The sequence below is a fragment of the Pantanalinema rosaneae CENA516 genome, from assembly GCF_050753385.1.
GTDB lineage: Bacteria > Cyanobacteriota > Cyanobacteriia > Leptolyngbyales > Leptolyngbyaceae > Pantanalinema > Pantanalinema rosaneae.
Map to the genome: position 1 here is coordinate 24,203 of NZ_JBLZFZ010000057.1, position 20,183 is coordinate 44,385.

The window sequence follows — 20,183 nt, forward strand, 5'->3', positions numbered from 1 at the left end:
AATAGGCTAACTAGCTTCCATCTGTAGACCTGAGAGTAGAATTTATCGTATTAGTGGGAAGCCATCTAAGGTTGCCTCAACACGCATGTGAGGATGACGCTTTTTGTGCATTTGGAAGTTTTTAATCGCTTGCTGTTGATTCCAGCTTGGTTCAAAGCCAACGCGGCGATCGTCAAAATAGAGTTCATAGCCAATTTTCTGACCATACCAAAAACCTTCTACTTTTTTCTGTGGATAGGTTCTCTTATTCCATTCCAAATTAGCGATCGCCTGCTGCCGAGTCCACTCGGGTTCAGAGCCAACTCGTTTGCCATCCCAATACAATTCATAACCGCGCCTTTCCTGATAAATCAGAATTTGGGCAGTTTGATGGGATTTTGGGCTGGGGCTGATAGCGGAATTTTGGATCGCTGGAGCAGGTTCAGGTACGATAGCGGTGCTTGGGAGAGTCATACTCAGGGTGAGCAAAGGCAAGCTGAAACTGATAGTTTGAATTGATTGCCAAAATGAATAACGAGCCATGATCTGGTTTCCTTACAGTAGACTTATTTCAGGGGGAATGAGCATCTATTACCTATTGCGGGTTGCGTTGAGGATTTATGCATTCTGGGTGACTGAAAAACTTTTGCTTCTGCATTGCTCTTAATCCATAAAAAAGGTGAGACAAAAGGTTGCCTCACCTAAAGAGTAATTTTGTTGGGTCTAGAGACCCTATGTTTAGTCATAGAATCTCATCGGTATGGCACGATGGCGTTAGAGTCTGGGGAAGTTCAGCTCTAGCCAGCTCAGAAACCCTAATAGCAGATTGGGTTGAGGATTAAGTTGAGGACTAGGTTGAGGGCTAGGTTGAGGATTAATTGCCAAACCAGAACTAAGTTGTAAGACATCCGTTGATGTAAACTCGACTGCCCCAATATCCCGCCTGCCGTTTTGTATAGTGATACCCCGCTGATCCGGAGCCATATCCTCGAAAAGCAAATCATCGGCAGAAGATGCATCGATCGCGGGGCTACCTGACAACAAGGCGTGAGTGGGTGTTGTTCCACCATTGTTTTGCAACGCTCCCAACTTGGGGTCGATGACGCTGGTATTCGTTCCCCAACGATCGTAGTAATAAATCCATCCAGTGCTACCAGTGGCATCACCAACCAGGTTCAAACCCAGGCTAGAAACATTACCATACACATCGCCGCCCGCATTATATAGCGTGTGATTTCCAGCTATGAGGGTGTTTTTAGCTGTGGTTGTGCCGAGATCTGGGTAGTTATACAGACCACTCCCTGCCAAGTTAGCGGTGTTATTGGTGATGGTGGCATGGTTGAGCGTCAAATCGCCACCTACCCGCTGGATGCCAGCTCCATAATCTGCTCGGTTGCCGCTGATGGTACTGTTGTAAATGTTGACTGTGCCCATATCAACATTTACACCACCGCCATCATAGCTGGCTGTATTGTTATCCACGGTGCTGTTTTGGATAGTAAGTCTACCCACATTATGGATGCCACCTCCATAGACCGCTCGATTGTTAGTGACTCTACTGTTGTCAACCATTAACGTGCCATAGTTTTCGATCCCACCACCAGACGCATTATTGGCAAAGCCATTGGCGATCGTCAGTCCTTCTAGAGTGACATTTGCACCGTTGGCAATCTCAAATACTCTCGAAGTATTGTTACCACTCAGGCTGAGTAAGTTAGCTCCGGGTCCATCGATGGTCAAATTCTTATTAATCAATAGTTGGCTATTGAGGATGATGGTTCCTTGCAACCCAGACGCAAAGGAAATGGTCGAACCACGACCAGCAAGCTGAACACTTTCTCGCAGCGATAGATCACCAGGGCTATAGTCGCCATCGTTTTCATCCACCAGGGTGTCAACCACTAAGGGGGATGGATCAAGCACAAGCACACTGGCTTTCTGATTGGGTTGCACCATGTAGCCATCGCCTTTAACAACCTCAAACACAACCTGTTCCACTGGGTCTAGGTCGTTGTCTTGCAATGCACTCACTGTAAACATTCGGGTCGTTGGGTCGGAATTGGGACCTGGCATTCTGAAGATGACATAATCACCCTCTACAGTGGCTCCACTGACTGTAAAGTCAACCCCTAGCTTAGCGGTTCCAATACTCCTAAGCTTAACCAATGTTCCTGCGGGTACCCCAAAACCACCATCATTGACATAGAAAGCCGCAGATACTGGAGATCCTTCTCGAATGGGGGTCAGATCAGATGTAACAGTGATGGTTCTTAAGAAGGTGTTACCATACACCACATTGACTTCACCAGCATGGTTTAAGTTGGAATAAAATGAATTGCCAATCTTTTCGCCAGGAGCACCGATCGCGATGTCATCACTTCCATTGCCATCGAAATCTCCGGTTGCTAGGGCTGCACCAAATAGATCCGCATCTTCCAATTGAGCACCTGTAATTTGGCTTTGATCAATCAGTTGGTTCGCGCTAGGGTAAATTCCGTTTGGAGTTCCCATCATAATCGAAATGGAGCCACCTCGCTTTCCAGCCGCAGTTTCACCAGGAGTGCCAATGACTAAATCATCAAAGCCATTATGGTCAAAATCACCAACGGCTAAAGCTTGACCAAAGCGATCGTTCTCTTCGACTCCCCCTGTCACGCCAGGAGTATTTTGATCAATTAATTGGTTACCTTCGTTCGTTAACCCCTGGAAGCGCTTGCCATAGATAATTGCGACAGCGCCACCATCGGAATCATAGCTAATCCCACCAGTGGATGTATCTTCCCCAGGAACTCCGATCGCTAAATCCGCAACACCATCCCCATTAAAGTCACCTGCTTTGACAGCGTAGCCGAATTGATCATTCGCTTCAATGCCACCCTCCAGGTTGAACTGAGATCCTTCTGTACCATTCTGATCCCAGAACTGGTTGCGATAGCTCATCAAGCCAAAACCGCTACCGTATAGAACATTGACGGCTCCACCTGGAACATTACTGATCCCGCCCATGTAAAACCGTTCACCTGGAGCACCGATCGCCAGATCATCTCTACCATCTCCATCAAAATCACCTGCGGCTAGAGAGAAACCAAAGCGATCGCCCCAGGTTTTGCTAGAATTGAATAGTGGATTAGGGGTACTCTCTGCTAACCCCCAAATTCCTGGAGAATCCTGAGTCCAAAACTGGGAAGCCGCATTCGTTAAACCCACGTTTGCCTGACCGTGGAAGATGCTGACAGAACCTTTTTCGTTGTCATAAAAGGGATCACCTGCCGCTAAATCGTCCGCTCCATCACCATTAAAGTCTCCGGTTGTTAAGGCATAGCTACCCGCACCTAACGAGATACCTCGTTGTAAACCGCTGCTGCTGCCATTGAAAATTCCAATTCCATTGCCGCTACCGACGGCCAGATCGGCTTTACCATCGTTATTGAAGTCACCGACGGCCAGCGATCGCCCAAATGCGTTAGTTTCCCCAGCTCGAAAGGTTTGGCTGTTGGTTGCCGATAACCCCGTGACCGAACCATAGATAATTGTGACTTGCCCTGGTCCGTTATATTGATACTCGTCATAGGGTTTACCAGAGTCGTCGTTATACGCTGAAGAGTCTTCCCCTGGTGTACCAATGGCTAAGTCTACATAGCCGTCGCCATTAAAATCTCCAGTCGCCACAGCTTTCCCAAATTCATCTCCCCGTTGATAAGCCGTGGTTCCTTGACCTCCTGAGAATTTAAACCCGTTCTCTGCTTTACCTGGAAGTCCGCCTGCACCCTGTTGCCAAGTTTCTGAGCGTTGCCCCATCCACCATACTGGCATAGCAGCGGTCGTTGCCACTTGTGAGGATTGGGCTAGAAAATCAATTGCTGGGTCACTGTAGGCGGCACTGGCACGTCCGTTGAATGATTCCAGAGCGATGATGGGATCTTGAATCGGTTGATTTGGCAGAAAACCAGAACTTGTGGTCAGGGGGCTATTGAAATCTTGGAAAGTGTCCATGAGTGTAGTCCTTACAGAAGTAAAGGTTGTGGGGCAGCAACATCAGCAGGTGCGTTCTGCTGCTACTCGCTTCTGCGGACACCTTTTGAGCGGTATGCACTGTTGAAACCAAATTTTTTGAATTTTTTGCAACTCCCCGGATGGTTTAAAGAGAATCAGTTTAGAGTGTTAAACAGCAATTCCCACCTAGCACTATGTTTAGCCCCCAACATCCAGCAATTCTTCAGTGGTCAATTCGCTTCTTATTCAGTGTTCTTGGCTTTACCATTAGCTTGGTTGAACTCCCGACGATCGCACAAATCATTCCAGATGATTCGCTGGGAACAGAACGCTCCGATTTATCTCCAGCTAACGTAATTAATGGTGGTGCCAGACGGGGTGGCAATTTATTTCACAGCTTCTCAGAGTTTAATATTGGCAATGGACAACGAATCGATTTTGCGAATCCAGTTGGAGTCGATCGCATCCTGACCCGAGTCACTGGCAGCAATCGCTCCAACATTTTGGGAACGTTGGGCGTGTTGGGCAATGCGGATTTCTTTTTGATCAATCCTAATGGAATTATCTTTGGACCTAACGCCCAGTTAGATGGGCAAGGGTCATTTATTGCTAGTACTGCTAATAGTGTGGTGTTCAGTGACGGTTTTACCTTCAGTGCTGTTAATCCTCAAACGCCCCCCTTACTAACCATTAATCTACCGATCGGGTTACAGGTCGGTGCTGATCCAGGGGCATTAATTAATCAATCCCGTGCCACCGACGCAACCGGGAAAGTGGTAGGGTTACAAGTGCCTGCTGGTAAAACGATCGCTTTGGTCGGAGGAGATATTTCTTTATTAGGCGGGTATCTAACGGCAGTGGCAGGTCGAGCCGAGCTAGGCAGCATTGCTGCTGGAGAGGTGCGGCTGACTTCCATCCCATCCGGCTGGCAACTAAGTTATCCAGACAAACAATCCTGGCGCGACATTCAAATGACTCAAGCCAGCCGAGTTACGATCGCGGGTGATGGTGGTAGTGGGATTCAAGCCCAGGCACGCAGGATTAGCTTAACCGCAGGCAGTCAATTGGATGCCAATGTAATCGGCTCGTTACCAGGTGGTACTCTTACGGTTAACGCTGCTGAATCTATCCTATTAAGTGGTCAAACCCCAGATTTGACAGGGCCCAGTGGATTAATTGCCCGAACGGGTGGTACAGGCAAAGCAGGAGCAATTAATATTTCGACTAAGCAACTTCAGGTAAACGATCGCGCTACCATTTCAACGGCTACCTATGGGGCAGGAGATAGCGGCAATATTACCATTCGAGCCACTAACTCGGTTGAAGTGATCGGTAGTGATGAAACGATCGCCTCATCGATCTCAACCGATTCTCAACCTGATAGTACGGGTAATGCTGGCAACCTGAAGATTGATACCCGGAGGTTAACTGTTCGTGAAGGTGGGCAAGTTTCCACGGCTTCCTTTGGCTCTGGAAATGGTGGAACCTTAATCATCAATGCTACAGATTCAGTTGATGTCAGTGGTGTCAATCCCACTGATACATTTAGTAGTGTGATTGCCTCTCAAAGTGATTTCACTTCAACCGGCTTTTCAGGTGATCTCAGGATTACAACAGGAACTTTAACAATTCGAGATGGAGCCTTTGTCTCTGCTGCCAATCGTGGTCTTGGACGTGGAGGCAACCTGGATATTCAGGCAACACGATCTGTGATTATCTCCGGAGTGTCGCCGATCGTCGATTATCCGACCTATCTCCAAATCGATGGTTTGGGACGTGGTGGTGCTGGAGATTTACGCATTACCACACCCTTCTTGCAAGTTAGTGATGGAGCGATCGTTACCGCCTCTAGCATTTTTGGGGAAGGTGGCAACATTATCATTAATGCTGGGACGATTTTGCTGCGTCGTCAAGGTCAAATTATTGGTGATGCTGACCCTAGTGCAAATGCTTTCCCCAGACCAGATATTACTATTCCCAGTACTGCCAACGGTGGCAATGTCATCATCAATGCTGACAACTTGCTACTTGCAGAGAAAAGTTCGATTACTGCAAATGCTGTTCAAGGACAGGGTGGTAACGTGCGGATTCGCACACAAAGTTTTTTTCTGCTCTCAGAAAGTCAAATTACAGCTAGCTCTGAATTTGGGCTAGCTGGCAACGTCACGATTACGACATTAGGGATTGATCCGCTCCAACGCGGTGCAGATTTACCGACAACGTTTAGCAGTCCACCTCTAGCGCAGGGCTGTCGGGCACAGGGCAACCGAGCCAGCAGTTTTGTCATTGCTGGGCAGGGTGGCGTTCCGACTAATCCAATTGATCCGATCGCCGCCGATACCCTCTGGCAGGATTTGCAACCTCTACCAACTTCAGAAAACCAGAAAGTAGAGTTAGACAGACAACCTAAATCTGCCATAGCTGCTTCTCCGGCTTCACTAGTGGAGGTACAAAACTTAATTCTGTTACCCAGCGGCACTGCTGTATTAACCGCCCAGGCTGCGGTACCTCCCTATGGAACTAGTATTTCTATCAGTACCCTGTGCCCATCAGCAAGCCCATAAACATATAGATGAGAGTTATCCAACAAGCACAAAAAAGCCCAAGAATGGCTTCCTAGGCTTTCCTAACAGTAAATTTTTTACTGCGGTTTGTTAAATGTCCTATTTGGGTAATTAGGGCTTGTAGTATATTCATAATGCTACCCTTCAGGTGTTTGAGGTCATATCTACATCTACAAAGGGGGTAGCTTTTGTCCAGAAATTTGATTGTTCTCAAAACACTGTTTTAACTATTGATAGAGGCTGTCTATACTTTAGGCATTCATTGGTCATGGGCTAAACCTTTGATATTTGGTTTCTTCCTGTTTCCGCCACCTTGTAATCTATTATTCTTATGGTTGAACCATCCTCTGAATCCAAATCATCCCTGTCCGAACAACTCATACATAGACTAATTGAGCTAATAGTCACAGGTAGCAGTGGGTCAGCCCTATATTTTCTCTACACTGGTAAGTTAGCCGAGGCAGCTATTGGTGGACTCGTTGCAACTGGAGCTGGACTCCTCACCAACTTTGGGCAACGCTTGATGAAACCTATAGAGAATTGGATTGGCGATCTTGGCGAAAAGTCAGGTCATCGCATCACTAAGGTGGCAGATGGAACCCTGGAGACTTGGTCTGGCATTGATCAGAAATATCTTAAAGCCTTGCAAGGCTACTGTTACGATCTCGAAGTGGAAGGACTCAAGGGAGACTTTCCATCCTTGGCTCTGGAGGAGGTCTTTGTTCCCTTAAGCTTGGACGCTGATCCAGCGCGTTTTGCCATCAGCCCCTCAATCAGACAAATCTGGTCCCTACTGCCAAGACAGGGACAACTTGTGGCTGACAATCGCTACCGTCGCATTGCGATCGTGGCAAATCCTGGATACGGCAAAACAACCCTCACCCGGTATCTCACCCTAAAATATGCCAATTCCAGCTATCACGAGTTTGGTGCTGCCGATCTGCTTCCCATCCTGCTCATACTTCGGAGTATCTATGCGGATATTCGAGATGAACAGACCCCCATGCTACCCGACATGGTGCAGAAACAAGTCAAGGGTTTGCCTCGCTGTCAGGATCTAGATGTATCGGCAGACTGGTTTGAGAAGCAATTGGAGAGCGGTCGCTGTTTAGTCATGCTGGATGGACTGGATGAAGTCCCAGAGGTTTGCCGGGAAATAGTCAGCAAGTGGGCTAAACGGCAAATGCAAACCTATCCCAGCCAATTTATCTTAACGTCTCGTCCCCACGGCTATGACGAGGGGCTCTTTCAGGGAGTTGAACGCATCAGTATTGTTGATTTCAACCTAGATCAGAAAGAAGACTTCATTTACAAATGGTATAAAGCGGTTCTATGGCATAAAAAATGGGAGTCTCACTGGCAACTGAGTCAGGCGAAGCCAAACCATGAGCGTCTCTCTCCGGAGCAGGCAAAAGCTCAAAGTGATGCGGAAGCGGAAGCCGCTGCTGAGGATTTGATCCGACAAATCATCGAAATTCCCAGTCTCAATGAACTTGCCAAAAACCCTCTCCTGATTACAATCATTGCTGCCACCCATCGGGCTTTTGCATCATTGCCCAAACGCCGGGTAGAGATCTATAAAAAAATGTTTGATCTGTTACTTGCTGATCGACCAAACTATCGGGATACACCTTTAACAATTCCAACAGCAGAAGAGAATCAACAGATTTTGCAAAAGTTAGCTCTTGCCTTGATGAATAAGGGCAAAACTGAATTTACTGTCAATCAGACAAGTAAGCCGTTTCAACCACTTCTAGCAAAATATGATGCTGAACTAACTCCTGAAAAATTTTTATGGGAAATTAAAACAATTGCAGGGCTACTCACTGGAGAAAGTGATCTGTATCAATTCAGCCACAAAACCTTTCAAGAGTATTTAGCGGCAGTTGAACTCAAACAACATAAGAGATCAAAAGAGTTGCTGATTCAAAAAATTATGGATGGAGCCTGGAAAGATTGGGAAGAAGTGATCCGATTCTACGCCACTATGACCGATGCCACTCAATTTGTCCAGGCTATCTTAAAAACAACTGATAAAGATGCTCTCCTACTGGCGTATCGGATTGGCATTGAGGATACTAGAAAAATCTCTCCAGCACTTAAATCTCATCTATACAAAACTCTGAGCGAAATTGATTTGGGTCGTGAACTCAATGCAAAAGTGAAACTAGAAGAACAGTTTCAAACGCAATTACTCTTAAACGAAACCACAATTATCTCGTCTCAGTACATCACTTGGAAAGAATACCAACTTTTCCTGAAGTCTCAACAAACTGGGCAATTTCACTCAACAGCAATGGTAGGAGATATTACTGATCGTCCTCTTGACAGCCCCAAACTTGATATTTGCTGGATTGATGCTCAATGGTTTTGTGCCTGGTTGAGTACCCAAACTCATTTACAACCGGAGGATGGGGTCTACATCTTCCGCTTACCTACAGCGGCAGAACTGATTCAGGTTAGATCCCCGAAGGTCGGGATACAAAATATTCAACCCTGGTTATCAACACCAGATAGCCAAAGCAATGCTTTACGAATTGTGCGCGAACATATCGATAATCACTATAGGTACTTAGTCAATTTTCTGGCAAATGGTCGCTGGAAGGAGGCTGACCAGGAAACTGAGCGACTGATGCTAGAGCTAGCAGGGCAACAAGAGGAAGGTCATCTCACCATAGACAGCTTAAAAACATTCCCCTGCCAAGATTTAGATCAGATCGATCAACTCTGGTTCAGATTCAGTGGCGGTAAGTTTGGTTTGAGTGTGCAGAAACAACTCTGGCTGTCAGTTGGAGGGAGGCTTGACTTTGGCACGGATAATGATGTTACACTCAGAACCTTTAGAGAGTTGAGCGACCGTACTGGATGGCGATCAAAGAGAGAGTGGCTTAACTATACAGCTCTGAACTTTAGTATGAATGCACCACCTGCCCATCTTCCAACTTTATATAGAGCCTGCCGTATATCACCTGGAATTAATCTTGGTCAGGCTTGGATTGGCTGGTGTGCAATTCTCTCTCGCCTCGGAACCTGCGCTCCTTCCCATATCACATCCGTCTTATGACCCACACTTTTGTCATATCTGTCAAGGGATCAGACCTTTTTTAGACTTTCTTTAGAGGGTAACTCTTACCTAACAAGGGGGTCTTAGGGTATGGTGATCTTAAGCAGGAATAGGAGGGTGCTGTGAGCAACCAAGCAGAAGATTTCAAAACGCCGCAAAATGTACCAAATGCTCAAGCACAAGAACAACCTCCCCAGGCTCAATCCACACAGCAATCTCAGCTTGTCCAAGAGCTAAAGCCTCAATATTCATTTAACATTGAAACTCCAAAGCAAGAGACATTCTATTTCAAATTAGATAAGGAGCATTGCCCAATTAAGCTAGGGGATGGAACGTATGGGATAGTGTTTGAAGTTCATGATTCTCTAAGGCGAGAGTATGCTGCCAAGTTGCTCTATCAGGATCAGGAAACTGATCGCTCTGAGGAGAGATTTCGGCGAGAGATGAAATCATCTCAGCTCATTAATGACCTGATTGAAGAGAGTTTGGGCGATCGCAACACCTTTGCTGGGGTGATTGAAACTGAAGGAGGAACTGAGCATTTCCACGATTCTCCCGCCTATAACTCTTTAAAGAGCTTTCTGCAACCCTTGAGTGTATCCAACTATGTCTTAGTCATGCCCAAGTATGAGAAGACACTCAAGCAATTGTTAGAGGAAGAGCGCAAAGATATCTTTACGTTACCTGGCACAAACACAACCGTCACAACCTTTTTCCCATCCGATATACCAATTGGTTCTTATGATGAGCTTACAAACGAGATCAGTAAACGAGTAGAGCAAGTGTATGCCTCTACAACGGAAGAGGAGAGGAAAGAGACCCAAAAAGAACTTGAGCGTAAAATCTATTCAATTACTGGCTATGAAGTGCTCAAACGGATGGACTTTGTAGAGCGAATTAATAATATACAGCCCTATATTTATGATGTGGCTCAAGGACTGAAAACACTGCATCAGGTTAAGCTATTACATCTTGATCTCAAACCCGCTAATGTCCTTGTTCGTAAAAAAGGAACAAAAATTGAGACTGTCATTGGCGACCTTGGCTTTTTAGATGAGGCAAACCGAGAGCATCTTAATGCCCCTTATAAGCCCTATCTTGAGCAAGAAGAACGTCCATCCTTACCCTTAGGAACTAGACATTATCGCTCACCGGAGCAAAAAGATTATTTTGATGTGGCAGACGTAGAGGTTATTGTTGACTTAGAGATAAAACTGATTATCAAAGATCCCAAGTTTAATGACACGATTATTGAAGACACAGATGTTGTTAGCTTTAGCAAGTACAAGAAAGAATATGAAATTGCCGAGGTTAGCAGGAAAGTTGGTGAAACGACTACATTTCATATCACATTAAAGAAGCAGCCAAACCAGGAAGAGCAGAGCATCCAGCCAGACAAAAGAACCCAAGTATATTTTTACAAGCGTCAACGTCATCGCACCGATTTGTTTGGGTTCGGAGCCTTGATGTTTGAATTATTGACCTGTGGTAACTCGCCAGAACGTTTTTATGAAGCGATTCGTAGATATGACACGCCCGATCAGGATGTTGATTCAATTATGGATTTGTATCGACAAGTCTCTAATTTTCAGTCAACTGAGCCGAGTCTGGTACAGATTTTTTCACCCTTCAAACTGCATGATGCCTCCTCTATTTATGCTCCCCCTGAGATTGTCATGTTGATATTGAGATGTATGCTCTACAAAGCAAAGAGTACATTTTACTCACGCACGGAAGAACAAGAAAAGCCCGGGTCTACAATGGAGGCAGTTATATCCGATCTTGAGGATCTCTATTATAATCGAAACAGTCAATTTGAAACATCAGAGCTTGCCAAAAAGAATAAGCTCTATCATATTGATACGCAGAAAGCAATTTCTCCACAAAATCTAGTGGATTTCTCAAACGATTTAGCAAACCTCAGGCAATTTGCCAAAAAAGACTTTCCCAAGCGCCTCTCCAGAGGAATCCAGTACTTTGAGAAACTAATCCAACTCATACAAAATCTTGTTTCCAACGACATTGCTTACTTCTTTGAGTTAATGCCTAAAAATATTACTCAGGATCAATCAGGTTTGGGAGTCAGATATATCGTTTATGAGAATCAGAGCCGCTATATGGACGATCTAAGAAAGGATTTTGTCTACACTAAGATTAATCGTGATCCGACGAATCCCTATGTGCCTAATTTCTTCAACTATATTCGTCGTCCTATCCGCTTAAAAGCAAAATACAATATCAATAAGAAACCTAGTACGCTAGATTGCACAGTCTATGAATTTATGGATGCTTCTCCCTACGGTAATATGATCAGACGTGAGGATTGGGTATTGATCAAGTTACGCGGAAATAGCTATCTCTGGCAAGTGAGTGATTTAAGCGGAGACAGTTGGAAATTGCGACTATCTATTCCTTCAGAAGATGAAGAAGAAAGAAAGGATTATGAAAATGCCTTTAGAAATATAGAGGAAGGAGAGATTGAGGCTATCTTTTATAAAGACCTATCTCCAACGGTTTATTATATTAATATGCTAGGTATATACATCTACCATTTGTTCTTTGTCGGTCTAGACGATAATGGTCATGATAAACCTTCGCTTGAAAACTCCATTCGGAGTTTTGGCATTGATTTAATAGAAAAAATCAAAATTAGATCGCCTAGTAGTCAATTAGGTGTTAAGTCAATAATCGATCAACCAGCAAAGCCAAAAGGGAACAAGTACGGTTGGTTTAATCGTCCCAAGCCAGTTGAAAATCAGGAACATCAGCAAGAACTTTCCCAAAAAGAAGCTCAGTTGAAACAGATTATCCTTACTCTGGCTTCAATGTACTTGAAGCTTGTTTTTGTTGAGAGTAAGGATTCGTACTTTTCGCAAAGGGCAAGCATTGAAGAGTGCCTAATCACTGTCAGAGACGCTCTTCATAAACTTAAAGGGGAAGTGGCTAATTTTTTGGGTTATGAGGTTGTTCGTCTTGATGGTATGAACCCCCAGCTTGAGAAGCAACTACCCCAGTTATCGAGACTCAGTGTTGATCCTGATCAGGTTTCTTTCTCGTTTAATCGGTTAATCAGTTCTTTGATTAGGGTGCCATCCAATGCAGATGAAGCTTACCTGAAAGAGATTTTTCAAGATGAACCTTAAACTGAGGTGAACCCGATTGGTTGGACAATTCTGAGGGATCTCTAAGCTCTGAAACGAGAGATCTCCATGACCGTTTCAAGCTTCTTTAGAGAACAATCGCGTTTCCCAATACACGGCTTCTGGAGTGCGATAACTCAAGGCTTGATGTGGACGCTCTTGATTATACCAATGAAACCATCGTTGTACTTCCTTGTTCAAATGAATTCCATCTTCAAATGCCATCAGGTAAATTAACTCATACTTCAGCGATCGCCTGACTCCCCTCAGCGACATTACCGCCAGTTCTGAATTTGGGCTAGCTGGCAACGTCATGATTACGACATTAGGGATTGATCCGCTCCAACGCGGTGCAGATTTGCCCACCACGTTCAGCAGTCCTCCTCTAGCGCAGGGCTGTCGGGCACAGGGCAACCGAGCCAGCAGTTTTGTCATTGCTGGGCAGGGTGGCGTTCCGACTAATCCAATTGATCCGATCGCCGCCGATACTCTCTGGCAGGATTTATCACCCTTAGCAGCGGAGAATAGCAGCCAGGAGGTCAGGAACAGTAGTTCTTTACCATCAACTACAGCGGCGATCGTCGAAGCTCAAGATTGGGCGACTATGCCCGATGGTACGATCATTCTCACTACCCAAGCTCCTGTGCATCTGCCCGATGTAAGAGTGCAATGCCACTAGACAGCACTATTACAACCAATTGCCGAGCAGTACATAGGGTGCCCAGTACCGGGGATGACGGAAGTTAGGATCACGCAAGAGGCTAAGTTGCGCCTGTCGTAAGGCTTCTGCTTTAGACACTTTCGCCTCCACTAATTGCTGATAAAACTGAGCAATCAACTGCGCTCCTGACTGATCATCTAAGCTCCAGAGGGAAGCCAGGGTACTCCGGGCACCCGCCTGCACCGCCACTCCTGCCAGCCCCAGTGCTGCCCGTTTATCGCCTGTAGCGGTTTCACAGGCACTTAGTACGAGTAGTTCGATCGCTTCTTCTTGGGCATCCTCTCGCTGCCGGAGTAGTTGACTCAATTCCTGGACTCGAATCGGTTTATCCCAGGCAAGGATAAAGGTATCTTCTGCGTTAGAACTAAATTGTCCGTGGGTTGCCAGATGGACGATCGGAAACGATGCCGCCTTAATTTGTTGTTGCAGGGCAGTGCTGGTAAAAGCCTGGTTTAACAGAATCTGGCTGGATACTTCCGATTGAATTTCTTGGAGTTCAGAACCTACATTGGGCAGGGCACTAAATCCATGTCGCTCTTCGGTTAATCCAGCCGCTAGAGTTTGTAGTCCCTGTTGCTGTAATGGTTTAGGATTTAATAGTTGCAAACCTGGTGCTAGGGCTACGCTGTAGTGTTCAATCAAATATTGGTTGCCGTCGTACAGAGCCGCGATCGGGATGTTGCGGAGTTCTCCATCTAACACAAACACTAAGGTTCTAATGGCATGTTGTTGTAGCGCTGCCTCAAGGGGACGCACTAGCCAATCATAAATTTTTTGTCCTAAAATCTTACTTTCTGGCGTGGTAATAGGTTTCTCTAAGGTTTGGCGAAATTGATTCAGTGCGTTCTCGACCTCCGCCTGGGCGACAGGTGCAAGATATTGTTGTAAGGGTTGTCCAGGCAGGCTAACAATCACTGCCATGCGATCGCGCAGAATGATTGGATAAATTACGGCTGCATCCGTTTGATCCACCGTATCCAGTGCCACGGTTTGCCCCTCTAAACAAGCGCTGCGGAAGAAGTTATCCAGTTCGGCAAGTTGCAAAGATTCAATGATTTGACGGGCTTGTTTCAAGTCCGATTGAGCGGTGGCGGCTTGAGGGTCGCTGTCAGCTTGCTGAAGTAGAAGATCAACAAGTTCTCGATAGACAGGTTCGACACTTTCCCGAAATGAGAACTGTAGATCTGAACTGCTAGCTAGTAAATTCCGGCGAACGGATTGTAGGGTCTGAAATGCCGCTTCATAGGTCTGGATTGCCTCGGTTGTCTGCCGTTGGGCTGTTAAGATCCGTCCCAGTTGCCACTGCCATTGATAGGTGATGTCAGGGGCATTAATCGCTTGGGCAATCAGCAAGGCTTGTTCCGTCAGCCGTTGGGCTTCCGACCATTGCTGATTCTGTTCATATACATTTCCCAGGTAGCCGATCGTGTAGGATTCTGCCCGCCGATCGCCCAAATCTTTTGACTGTTGCACTGTATTCGCCAACATCTGAGCCACCCTGGACGGAGTCGGAAGCTTGTCTCTGAGTTGCATCAGGCTACGAGCAAAGTTAATTTGAGCATAAATTGCAGCGCGGTTGGCAGGGAGTTGCTCGATTTGGGAGTGCATCTCAGGTAATAACGCTTGAGCCTCGGCTGTCCGTCCTCGCTCTAGTAACAGACTTAACTGATTCAGCGACGCTTGCACCCGAGGTAAGGGCAACTCTGTAGCGTTAGCGGCCTGCTGGTAGAATGCCAAGGCAGAGGCAGGATTAGGCTGCGATCGGGCTGCATTGCCTAAACTGATCAAGGTGGCACTCATATCTTGAGGAGATTGAAGTTGTTGAGTCAGTTGTAAACTTTGTTGTAATACCCGTTGAGCACCGACTCGATTACCGACAAGCAGCAACACATTACCTAAACTGCGTAATCCCAAGGCTTTTAACTGGGAATCTGGTTGTTTCTGAAGCGATCGTTCGACATCATCCAGCGTTTGCCGCGCCTGGTTAAAAAAGCCTAATACTTGTTGCGCCTGAGCTTGATTAATTAAACTGCCAATGCGTCGTTGGGCATCTCCTAACTGGGTATAAATGACGGTTGCCTGTTGCCAGTTTGCCAGTGCCGCTTCTGTTTGGCCCTGAGCGAACTGTAAGCTGCCTTGAGTGTTCAATCCCTGCGCCAAAATCAGTTGGCGATTGGCGGGAGAATTGTTGCTGCTACCTGTACTTCTGATTAGGTCTAAGCTGGTGGCGATCGCGATTTGTGCCTGCTGCCAGTCTCCTAACTGCTGGTATGCCAGGGATAAATAGCTGAGGGCTAAGGCCTGATTCGCTTGATCTCCTTGAGCTTGATAGGCGATCGCCGCCTGTTGCCAGAGGGCGATCGCGGGGGTAAATAATCCCTGTTGATACTGTTCGCGACCTTGTTGTAAAAGTTGGCTGGCATCAACAGCGGACTGAGTCATGATCACAGGTGATGGATGACTGAATCCAAAGGGTTGTCCAATACTCAATACCAGCACCAATCCAATGCCAGCCAGGATACGTTGCCAAAATTTGGTGAATCGGCGAACTGGTGTGCTCATAACTATTAACCTGTGATGTGCAGCAAGCTGTTGAGGAGGAGAGTTATGAAGCCGCTAGGGATGGCGATTGGAAACGTCTTCTCCAGAAGAGATAAATGGCTTTTCTGCCAGGGATTCCAAGCCAATTTGTTGCAATAATGTATTCCAGGCTTCGGCAATTGGGCGATCGCGGCGATTACTCCGATAGGATGTCGCTAACGTATTTAGAGCATCATACCAAATGCCTTTTGCTGCATATACCTTAGCTTGTTCTAACGGAGTAGCCGTTGTCAGTTGTTGTTGTAAAGTTGTATCCAGCGGTGTGCGTTGAATCGTGCCTTTCACCACTAAAGAACTGGACTCTGCCGATCGCTGAGACTGACAAGATCCTTGCAGTGTCCAGGTGTAAAGCTGATTTACAGCGAGTGGTGGGACTGTAGCGGGTACAGCAATTGACATTAACCCAGGCTGACGATTTGCTAGGGCAATTTGAGTGGTATAGATCACATTATCCTTGGCATCCTGAAGCCAGAATTCGATCGTCATCGGGCGATCGGGATGGGTAGGAAGATAAAACCAAAGGGTGGGATGATCTGCACTGGTTCGCCCAAATACAATTTGGTTCTGAATTGGCACCAGGGCAGTTAAGGTTTCTTCTGAGCGATAACAGGTACGACTGGCTCCACCACGACGGCTCCCGGTGGGGGTTCCCTGACTGGGTGGGGTGGGATCATTAAAAATAATTTGATTGCCCTGGAGCGGATTAGTCGTCGAGGGCTGTGACCCACTCGGTGCAGGATTAATGAGTATTCCAGCGAGTAGAATAAATAAGCTTATTGTGATAGGGGGCTTCATCAGAATTTCCTCTTCCAGAAATTGGTTATACCTGCCGTCAACATTAACGCCATTCCCGCCGGAATGAGCGGCACCCAAATTCCTTGTATGAGTAAAAATAGGCTGAGTCCGGCAAGTATGCTCAACGCTATCATACTCGCAAGGCTTTGCCGACTGAGACGCTGTCCCCATCCCATCCCTATTCCTCCGATCGCTGCCCAGACCCAGATCCACAGTCCTTCACCTGTCCAGTGCCAAGCTGTCATCAAGGGACGCTGATCTAATACCGCACTAATCATTTGACTGATCATCTGGGCTTGAATAAATACCCCTGGAACTTGTTCGGAAGGCTGCTCGGCAGTCCTGGCACTATAGGGGGTCAGCCAAAAGTCACCGCTGCTATTCGCAATCACACCAATCAGAATCACCCGATCGCGGATCGCCTCCGGACGAATTTGTCCCTTTAATACCTGGGTCAGGGTAACTTGCGGAGCAATCGATCGCGGCGGTAAAGCCCGATAGTTTAATAACACTCGATTGCCTCGGTGATCGGCTCCTTGATACCCCCCTGTTTGTGTCCCCAATCGCGGAAATACTGTGTTTCCCAGCTTTAAATTCCCAGCCGAAGTAAATTCCGGAGTGATTTTTTCTGCCTCCAAATACCGAAAGGCAAGTCGGGTACTGAAGGCATAGGGTGTGCTACAAGCAGAGGCAGGCTCAGGATCTCTAAACAAAGTTTGGCGGCGGAGGATGCCATCATTATCTTCAATAAAATCGCTAAAACCCAGGCGGGACTCCAGCATTTCCGGGGGAGGAGCCACCCCTGCGGGATCGTACTGGGCATCACTACCCTTACAGATCGCTACCAGACGCTGATTCTGCCGCAATTGCTGAATCAACTCAGGATATTGCGGACTCGTCGGAAAGTCGCGATAGATATCTAGACCAATCACACGCGGCTGATACGGTAGCAATCGCTTTAGCAGTTGATCGAATGCCCGATCGGAAAGGGAACCTCGCCGTTGATCAGGGTGCTGTGCCTGGATATCGGCTTCATCGATCGTCACGATCAATAAGCGAGAGTCGGGGGTTTCTTGGGGTCTGAGGGTCAGGAAGCGATCGAATGCCCAGAGTTCCAATGGTTGCAGTAGTCCAAGCCACCGGATGCCGAAGACAAGACCCGTGGCAATGAGGCTGCTGAAGAGAACTTGACGGAGGAGAGGGGGAGGTGGGGAGGTGGGGAGATGGGGAGATGGGGAGGTGAGAATGCCAACCAGGGTTGTCAAAAGCTGACCACTCTTAGCTTTGTTATAGCTTATTCAGAGGGGCGATCGTGGCTGAAGACGATCGCGCTGAGGGATTGTAGATCATCCTCAGTCATCCAGGGATATAGAGGCAGATAAATTATTGTGGCTAAGGCTTGGCTTGCCTGAACGGGCGCTAGATGGGGGCGATCGCGAGGCGGGGAGACAACCACCAGGCTAGAGGCAGTTCGAGTCGCATCAAAGCCAGCTTGCCAGAGGCGATGGACTAACTCGTCTGGGGTTGGGATTTGGATGGGAAACACCCAATGGGTATGCAGTTTGGCATGATAGCCGGGACGGGAAATGTCCGGCAGGTGGACAATCAATCGATCGGCATACTGCATCCGCCGATCGATACTGGCGACATCAACCCGAGTGAGCCGTCGTTTTAATAACCTTAACAACGGCATACAGGGTTGCTGGCGCAATCGTTGGAACAAATCCTTACCGGCAAACCCTCGGAGTGCCTGATAAAGAACCCGATCGTGATTCTGCCCCAACCAGTTACACACTTGAACAAACCCACCAAAGATCATCGGTTGTGCCAGCAGTTTCAGGAGAGCGAACAAGCCAACTCGCTTAAGAAAGGCAGACGATCGCTGGCGAGGATATTTAGCTTGCAGCGATCGCATCCTGGCTAAAACTACCTGGTTCTGGCAACGCAGTAGCCCACCGCCTAAAGCTGTGTGCGTCTTAATTGGCCCAAAACTGAACAGGCTGAGATCACTGGCAGGGTGTCCGCGATACTCCGAGCCGTCATACGCCTGGGCACAGTCTTCGATCAGCAGGAGATTATGCTGACGGGCAAACTCCACGATCGGGTCTAGCGGCATCCGACTACCAAATAAATGCGCGACCAGAATCGCTTTGGTTTTGCTGGTTAAACTCTTTACCAAACTGGCACGATCGACGGATAGCGTTGCCATCTCTACATCAACAGGCACAGCGATCAGTCCGTGATGCTCCAGAATTCGCACCATATCAGGAATCGTGATCGCAGATACCAGCACTTCACTCCCTGGGGGTAAGGCGATCGCTTGCAGCCAGACATCGAAACCACTGCGTACCGATAAACAGACTAGACTGTCATGGTTCGCTGACCATAGCGTTTCGACCTGGGCTTGGAGCGTATCTGGATTGTGGGACTGGAGCGAGGCAAGTGCCCCGATCGCTAAATCCCGCCAACCAATATCCGGTGTACCGCGTGGAATCATACCGTTGCCTACTCATGCTAACCAGGGACGCAATGACCAGGAAGAATAATTTTTATTGCCGATAATTAGGGTCAGTTGGGACATTTTTTTGTCTCCATTGGCGGCTCTTGGTATACAACATGGACAGATTACACATGGTGCGGTTCGGGTAGGTCGAAAGAAACTACTCGGTTAACGACGAAGGGGCGGTGGATCAGATGGGACGAATTTTTATTTCAGCCGGTCATGGTGGTCAGGAAGATGGCAAGGTTGATCCCGGTGCGGTGGTAGCGGGTACCACGGAAGCGCGAGAAATGATCTTAACCCGCGATTTAATTATGGCGGAGTTGCAATCCCGGCAGATGGATGTGTGGTCTGTGCCGGATGACCTGAGCCTGGAACAAACGATCGCCTGGATTAATGCCCGCGCCCGATCGGGAGATGTGGCGTTAGAAATCCATGCGGACGCATCTACCACAACATCAGTACGGGGCAGTAGCGTGTTTTACATTGCCCAGAATGAAGAACGCCGCAAACATGCCGAACTGCTGCTGATCGCGGTGTTACGCCGAGTACCCCAGTTACCCAATCGCGGCACTAAACCAGATACCTCAACGGGAACGGGCAGTCTGGCATTCTGTCGGCAACTGATTCCCGCCTCATTGCTGATGGAAATTGGGTTTCTGACGAATGCCGACGATCGCGCCCTAATTCAGAATCGCCGCAAAGAGATTGCCACTGGCATTGCCGATGGCTTAGTGGCATGGCATCAGGCGATCGGGTTGCCCAGTCCTACCCCTGCCCCTAGCCCCACTCCCAGCCCTACTCCCACTGTCTCTTATACACATCT

The 20,183-nt window shown here is 47.4% G+C and carries 12 protein-coding genes; 5 read left to right on the top strand and 7 right to left on the bottom strand.

What is annotated here, in order from left to right; all coding sequences use genetic code 11:
* Positions 1-42: 42 nt before the first annotated feature.
* Complete coding sequence (locus tag ACN4EK_RS25405; protein WP_431661079.1) at positions 43-522, bottom strand: hypothetical protein; 480 nt, start codon at positions 520-522, stop codon at positions 43-45.
* Positions 523-753: 231 nt separating this feature from the next.
* The gene (locus ACN4EK_RS25410; RefSeq protein ID WP_431661080.1) at positions 754-3,972 is read right to left on the bottom strand and encodes an FG-GAP-like repeat-containing protein; all 3,219 of its coding nucleotides are present in this window, start codon (positions 3,970-3,972) and stop codon (positions 754-756) included.
* A gap of 194 nt (positions 3,973-4,166) precedes the next feature.
* Between ACN4EK_RS25410 and ACN4EK_RS25415 the strand changes: the two genes are divergently transcribed.
* The 3 genes from ACN4EK_RS25415 to ACN4EK_RS25425 all read left to right on the top strand — a co-directional run bounded on the left by ACN4EK_RS25415 (position 4,167) and on the right by ACN4EK_RS25425 (position 12,743).
* The gene (locus tag ACN4EK_RS25415) at positions 4,167-6,536 is read left to right on the top strand and encodes a two-partner secretion domain-containing protein (RefSeq protein ID WP_431661081.1); all 2,370 of its coding nucleotides are present in this window, start codon (positions 4,167-4,169) and stop codon (positions 6,534-6,536) included.
* Positions 6,537-6,867: 331 nt separating this feature from the next.
* Positions 6,868-9,600: an NACHT domain-containing protein gene (locus tag ACN4EK_RS25420; RefSeq protein ID WP_431661082.1), complete on the top strand. Its 2,733-nt coding sequence runs from the start codon at positions 6,868-6,870 to the stop codon at positions 9,598-9,600.
* A 122-nt stretch (positions 9,601-9,722) separates the two neighbouring features.
* Entirely contained in the window at positions 9,723-12,743 is a 3,021-nt protein-coding gene (locus ACN4EK_RS25425; protein ID WP_431661083.1) for a protein kinase domain-containing protein, read from the top strand.
* A gap of 75 nt (positions 12,744-12,818) precedes the next feature.
* On the opposite strand, the gene ACN4EK_RS25430 is transcribed toward ACN4EK_RS25425, so the two are convergent.
* Positions 12,819-13,055 carry an integrase core domain-containing protein gene (locus ACN4EK_RS25430; RefSeq protein WP_431661084.1) on the bottom strand — a complete coding sequence of 79 codons (237 nt, stop codon included), beginning with the start codon at positions 13,053-13,055 and terminating at the stop codon, positions 12,819-12,821.
* Between ACN4EK_RS25430 and ACN4EK_RS25435 the strand changes: the two genes are divergently transcribed.
* Positions 13,054-13,419: a hypothetical protein gene (locus ACN4EK_RS25435; RefSeq protein WP_431661085.1), complete on the top strand. Its 366-nt coding sequence runs from the start codon at positions 13,054-13,056 to the stop codon at positions 13,417-13,419. The two genes, ACN4EK_RS25430 and ACN4EK_RS25435, sit on opposite strands and share 2 nt — an antisense overlap.
* 9 nt (positions 13,420-13,428) lie before the next feature.
* Here the strand turns inward: ACN4EK_RS25435 and ACN4EK_RS25440 are convergent, their stop codons facing one another.
* The 4 genes from ACN4EK_RS25440 to ACN4EK_RS25455 are packed head-to-tail and all read right to left on the bottom strand — an operon-like array spanning position 13,429 to position 19,354.
* Positions 13,429-16,023: a CHAT domain-containing protein gene (locus ACN4EK_RS25440; RefSeq protein WP_431661086.1), complete on the bottom strand. Its 2,595-nt coding sequence runs from the start codon at positions 16,021-16,023 to the stop codon at positions 13,429-13,431.
* A gap of 54 nt (positions 16,024-16,077) precedes the next feature.
* Positions 16,078-16,857, bottom strand: coding sequence for a DUF928 domain-containing protein (locus tag ACN4EK_RS25445; protein WP_431661087.1), 780 nt, complete (start codon positions 16,855-16,857; stop codon positions 16,078-16,080).
* The gene (locus tag ACN4EK_RS25450; RefSeq protein ID WP_431661088.1) at positions 16,857-18,122 is read right to left on the bottom strand and encodes a CHASE2 domain-containing protein; all 1,266 of its coding nucleotides are present in this window, start codon (positions 18,120-18,122) and stop codon (positions 16,857-16,859) included. Before ACN4EK_RS25450 ends, ACN4EK_RS25445 begins: the two co-directional genes overlap by 1 nt.
* A 29-nt stretch (positions 18,123-18,151) precedes the next feature.
* Positions 18,152-19,354: a DegT/DnrJ/EryC1/StrS family aminotransferase gene (locus ACN4EK_RS25455; protein WP_431661089.1), complete on the bottom strand. Its 1,203-nt coding sequence runs from the start codon at positions 19,352-19,354 to the stop codon at positions 18,152-18,154.
* A gap of 197 nt (positions 19,355-19,551) precedes the next feature.
* Between ACN4EK_RS25455 and ACN4EK_RS25460 the strand changes: the two genes are divergently transcribed.
* Positions 19,552-20,183 (top strand): N-acetylmuramoyl-L-alanine amidase family protein (locus tag ACN4EK_RS25460; protein ID WP_431661090.1); only part of this gene is annotated, 632 nt, incomplete at its 3' end.

What these genes read in the sequence shown, in the direction of transcription:
- ACN4EK_RS25405 (WP_431661079.1), bottom strand. Translation starts at nt 522, where the DNA reads ATGGCTCGTTATTCATTTTGGCAATCAATTCAAACTATCAGTTTCAGC.
- ACN4EK_RS25410 (WP_431661080.1), bottom strand. Translation starts at nt 3,972, where the DNA reads ATGGACACTTTCCAAGATTTCAATAGCCCCCTGACCACAAGTTCTGGT.
- ACN4EK_RS25415 (WP_431661081.1), top strand. Translation starts at nt 4,167, where the DNA reads ATGTTTAGCCCCCAACATCCAGCAATTCTTCAGTGGTCAATTCGCTTC.
- ACN4EK_RS25420 (WP_431661082.1), top strand. Translation starts at nt 6,868, where the DNA reads ATGGTTGAACCATCCTCTGAATCCAAATCATCCCTGTCCGAACAACTC.
- ACN4EK_RS25435 (WP_431661085.1), top strand. Translation starts at nt 13,054, where the DNA reads ATGATTACGACATTAGGGATTGATCCGCTCCAACGCGGTGCAGATTTG.
- ACN4EK_RS25430 (WP_431661084.1), bottom strand. Translation starts at nt 13,055, where the DNA reads ATGACGTTGCCAGCTAGCCCAAATTCAGAACTGGCGGTAATGTCGCTG.
- ACN4EK_RS25440 (WP_431661086.1), bottom strand. Translation starts at nt 16,023, where the DNA reads ATGAGCACACCAGTTCGCCGATTCACCAAATTTTGGCAACGTATCCTG.
- ACN4EK_RS25445 (WP_431661087.1), bottom strand. Translation starts at nt 16,857, where the DNA reads ATGAAGCCCCCTATCACAATAAGCTTATTTATTCTACTCGCTGGAATA.
- ACN4EK_RS25455 (WP_431661089.1), bottom strand. Translation starts at nt 19,354, where the DNA reads ATGATTCCACGCGGTACACCGGATATTGGTTGGCGGGATTTAGCGATC.